Source organism: Pseudomonas sp. K5002, assembly GCF_013386655.1.
In the GTDB taxonomy this organism is placed as follows: domain Bacteria; phylum Pseudomonadota; class Gammaproteobacteria; order Pseudomonadales; family Pseudomonadaceae; genus Aquipseudomonas.
Window position 1 is genome coordinate 1 of the sequence record NZ_JACARK010001203.1, and the last position, 301, is coordinate 301.

The 301-nt window shown below is 65.1% G+C and carries 1 pseudogene; it reads right to left on the minus strand.

Annotated features, from left to right (window positions below):
* A pseudogene (locus HX846_RS34910) lies at positions 1 to 244 on the minus strand (MFS transporter); the annotation flags it as partial.
* Positions 245 to 301 lie beyond the last annotated feature (57 nt).

The window sequence follows — 301 nt, forward strand, 5'->3', positions numbered from 1 at the left end:
TGCGTCCCCAGCGTTTGGCGGCGCGACTGGCCATCAGCTGAAACACCGCCATCATCCCGGAATAGGCACCGCGCAGCAGGCCGACCTGGGCGTAGGTCATGCCGAACTGCGCTTGCCAGATCGGCAGCAGCACGTAGATCACATCGGTCAGGCCATCGTGAATCGCGTGGGCGCTGCAGCCGGCGATCAACGAGCGGCGACGGGCGGAAGTCTCGGGTACCGGCAGGGCAACGGCATCGTTCATGAGGTCTTGCTCAGTTCAGGTTGGAGGGGCTTCCAGCCCGCCAGGGCGATCAGCAAC